The organism is Ideonella sp. B508-1 (assembly GCF_000333615.1).
Classification (GTDB): Bacteria; Pseudomonadota; Gammaproteobacteria; order Burkholderiales; family Burkholderiaceae_C; genus Ideonella.
Map to the genome: position 1 here is coordinate 1 of NZ_BADL01000093.1, position 3,858 is coordinate 3,858.

The 3,858-nt window shown below is 68.9% G+C and carries 5 protein-coding genes; all 5 read left to right on the forward strand.

Annotated features, from left to right (window positions below):
• The first annotated feature begins 137 nt into the window (after positions 1–137).
• The 5 genes from I73_RS25815 to I73_RS04000 all read left to right on the forward strand — a co-directional run bounded on the left by I73_RS25815 (position 138) and on the right by I73_RS04000 (position 3,698).
• A complete protein-coding gene (locus I73_RS25815) occupies positions 138–458 on the forward strand; it encodes a hypothetical protein (RefSeq protein ID WP_022979427.1) in 321 nt (106 codons plus the stop codon).
• Positions 458–1,336, forward strand: a complete 879-nt coding sequence (locus I73_RS03985) for a hypothetical protein (RefSeq protein ID WP_022979428.1) — start codon at positions 458–460, stop codon at positions 1,334–1,336. The genes I73_RS25815 and I73_RS03985 overlap by 1 nt, the downstream gene beginning before the upstream one ends.
• Before the next feature lies 1 nt (position 1,337).
• Positions 1,338–1,817 (forward strand): hypothetical protein, encoded by a 480-nt coding sequence (locus I73_RS03990; RefSeq protein WP_022979429.1) that lies wholly within the window; start codon positions 1,338–1,340, stop codon positions 1,815–1,817.
• Positions 1,818–1,845: 28 nt separating this feature from the next.
• Positions 1,846–2,610, forward strand: coding sequence for a C39 family peptidase (locus I73_RS03995; RefSeq protein ID WP_022979430.1), 765 nt, complete (start codon positions 1,846–1,848; stop codon positions 2,608–2,610).
• Positions 2,607–3,698 carry a transporter gene (locus I73_RS04000; RefSeq protein WP_051048992.1) on the forward strand — a complete coding sequence of 364 codons (1,092 nt, stop codon included), beginning with the start codon at positions 2,607–2,609 and terminating at the stop codon, positions 3,696–3,698. The genes I73_RS03995 and I73_RS04000 overlap by 4 nt, the downstream gene beginning before the upstream one ends.
• Positions 3,699–3,858 lie beyond the last annotated feature (160 nt).

Sequence of the window (3,858 nt, forward strand, 5' to 3'; positions counted from 1 at the left end):
CACCGACCCGTACTTGGAATTCGTCACCTCCGGCAGCGGCAGCAGCCAGCAGGTGGTGAGCATGCATATCGGGTTCGGGGGCATCAGCGGCGACGTGGGCACCTCGTTGAATGTGGTCAGTGGCAGCCTGCTGATCGATGCCGGTTCGGCCGGCACCATCGATTCGCGCAAGGACTCGCTGGGCGTGCAAGCGCTGGGACGGCACCACCTGCGTCAGCAGCGCCCCCTGCACCCTGGCGCTGTCGCAGATCGGCGGTCTGCATGCCGGCAATGCCGATGGGGCCAGCCGCGACTTCTTCCTGGCCATCCAGAACCAGGCCGTCAACTACCCCAGCCTGGTGGCGGGGCTGGCGGCGCCGGACACCGCGCAGGCCGGCGTCTGGCTCAACTGGCGCGACCGCCTGAGCGCGCTGAACACGACCGGTACCGTGCCGCCCAACACCGGCAAGGGGCCGTGATGCTGACGCGCCTGCCGCTGGCACTGCTGGGGATGGTCATGGCCTCTTGGGCCATGGTCCCGGCCGCGGCCATGGAGGCGCTCAGCGAGCGCGACCTGGCCGCCGTGCAGGGGCGCGACGGCTTCAATTTCAATCTGCAGAACTTCTCGCTGTCCGGACAGCTGAGCCTGACCTATGCTGCGCCCGATGGCTCGACCCTCAGGCTGGGGGACCTGGCGCTGTCGCGCTCGGACGATCCCGACCACCTGCTGGACGACCCCTATGCCCTGTGGATCCAGCGCCGGGGCAACGGCCTGGCCGATGTGCTGCACCTGGATCTGCCGCAGAACGCCGCCGGGCTCCAGCGCTGGCAGGCCGCCGCCGATCTGGCGGTGACGCCTGCGGGTGGCAGCACACAGGCCCTGGGGGCGCTGGTGCTGCAGGACCTGGCGCTGTACGGCGGCGGGGTGCAGATGAGCACCGAACCCGGCAGCGGCAGTGGCTCCGGCGTGTTGCTGGGCGTGGCCCTGCGGGCCGACCTCGGCGCGCTCTCGTGGCGGGCCCGGGGACGGGCCGATGGCAGCGAGGCCCTGACCCTCAGCGGTATCCATCTCGGCGCGGTCGATGACAACGGCCACTTCACCCAGCAACCCTGGGCCCTGGCCGATGTCAGCAGCCAACCGGCCGTGCTGCAGGTGATCGGGGACGGGCAGGGCGGCCAGTTGCTGCAGCTGAAGGTGGACTGGAGCACGGCGGAGGCCGGGGCGGCCAAGGCGGGATTGCTGATCGACAACGTTCGCTTCGACAGCACGGTCAACGGGGCGATGGACCTGGGCAGCAGCCGCATCAGCAGCTTCCAGATCAACTACCTGGACATGCGGCTGCGGCCGGGGAACTGAGATGGGTCGCACCCTGCTGCTGCATGCCGGCCTGCTGATGGCCCTGCTGTCCCTGGTGGGCAGCGTGCGGGCTGCGCCGCAGGCCCTGGACGATGCCGCCTTGTCGGACGTGCGTGGCGCGGGCCTGGGCGTGGGTGTCCACCTGGAACTCAACAGCGGCCTGCTCACGGGCGGCATCCCCCTGCCCAACCTGGCCGCGGCCTTCGGTGAGGCGGCCCAACCCCACTACCTGGTGATGTACGGCGTGGGCGGGATCATGGATCTCTATGCCGTCACCCTCAATGCCGTCACCGCCTCGGATGGCACGAGCCAGCTGGCGCTGGGCCTGCCCAGCTTCGTGGGCTTTGACGATTTCGGCGTGCGGGCCCTCTCGGTGCAGTCCGACCCCACGGCCCCGCTGAACACGGCCAGCAGCCTGGGCGGCATCACGCTCAACGGCAGTGGCGCGATGACCGGCCGGGTGCTGCTGTGGGCCCGGTGACCCCCAAGACAGAAGAGACGAGCGAACGATGTGGATGATTCTCCTGGGGGTGATTGCCTCCGCCATCATGGGCAGCGGGCTGGTGTCCCGCATCGAGCCCCGGGACCAGCCCCAGGAGCAGGTGACCCTGCCGATGAACGCGGTGGGCGGCGGCGTGGCGCCTGAGCAGGTCGCGTTGCGGCCGCAGAGCGAGTTCAAGTTCGACAACATCGTTCACCAGGCCTACGACTACAGCTGCGGCTCGGCCGCGCTGACCACCGTGCTGCGCTACCACCTGGGCTATGAGGTGACCGAGCAGCAGGCCATGGAGGGCATGCTGACTATTGNCGAGAGCGACAAGATCGTGGCCCGGCGCGGCTTCTCGCTGCTGGACATGAAGCGCTACGTGGCCACCCTGGGCAGCAAGAGCGCGGGCTTCCGGGGCGAACTGTCGGACCTGGCCGCGCTGAAGGACCCGGCCATCGTGCCGATCGACTATGCCGGCTTCAAGCACTTCGTGGTGTTTCGCGGGCTGCGCGACGGTCGGGTCTTCCTGGCCGATCCCGCCATGGGCCACCTGGTGCTGTCGCAGGAGGAGTTCGCCTCGCTGTGGGACCGCAACACCCTGTTCCTCATCTACCCGCCCGGTGACGCGCCGGTGCCGCGCAAGCTGGCCCTGACCGACACCGAGATGGGGGTCGTCGCCGACGACCAGATCCGTGAGTCCGTGCGACTCGGTCCCTCGCCCAACAAGGAAGCCCTGGAGCGCGCTGTGCAACAGGGCTTGGGCTCTCTCTTCCTCCGCCGTCCATGAACACTGCAGTCCTCTCCGTCCGCCGCACCGCTCGCGTGTCCCCCTCCGCCCTGCTCAGCCTGCTGCTGGCAGGCCTGGCCGTCTCGGCCATGGCGCAATCCCAGCCGCAAGCTCAGCCCGCCACACCACCCGCGGCGCCCGGTGCACCAGCGGCCACCCCGGCCACCGGCACCGATGCCGCGCGCGATGCCCTCAAGACCAAGGAGGGCGATGTCAGCCAGGACCAACTGCTCAAGGAGACGCTGACCTCCACCGAGAAAGCCTACTCCCTGCTCAAGACCGGCCAGACGGCGATCACCTACGACCTGAACTACAGCTACATCGGCAGCGAGACGATCAACGTCAAGTTCACCGACAGCACGCTGACCCTGTTCGACATCCAGAACACGCGGGCCCACACTGTCACCAACACCTTCGCGGTGGACTACGGGGTGATGGACAACCTGACCGCCACCGCCACGCTGCCGCTGATCAGCCGCTACTCGCAGAGCAACAACTTCAGCGGCCTGTCCAACGGCCTGGGCGACGTGACGCTGGGCCTGCGCTACCAACCCTTCGAGCAGCGCCGCGACAGCGCCATCTTCACCACCACGGCCACGCTGCGCCTGCCCACCGGCCGCAGCCCCTACACCACCATCGTCGGGCAGAACCTGGCCACCGGCTCGGGCAACACGGCGCTGACGGTGGGTGCCAACGCGTCCCAGGTCTACGACCCGGTGGCGGTCTTCGGCTCGCTGAACTTCACCGGCAACCTGCCGGCCCGCAACCTCAGCCAGCAGCGCGACGGCATGACCCTCACCGAGGTGCGGCCGGGCTCCAGCATCGGCTTCGGCATGGGCTTCTCCTATGCCCTGTCCTACAAGGTGTCCACCACCATGTCCCTGCAGGAGACGGTGTCCGCCCGCAGCACGCTGAAGTTCGCCGACGGCACCAGCTCCAAGACGGCCATGCAGACCTCGGGCATGCTGAACCTGGGCCTGGGCCTGCGGGTGTCGCCCAAGACCACGCTGAACTTCACCGCCGGCGTGGGGCTGACCTCGGATTCGCCGGACTTCAGCCTGGGCATGAACATGCCGCTGAACTTCTGATCGGGCCACGGTCATGGGGATGGTGCGAGCCTGGCGGCATGCCGCCTGGGGCCTGCTGACGCTGTCGCTGCTGCCGGGGGCGCGGGCGGCGCTGACCGAGAAACTGGCGGTCAGCCCCGGCGCGATGTCCATGGGCAATGCGGTGACGGCCGACCCCCAG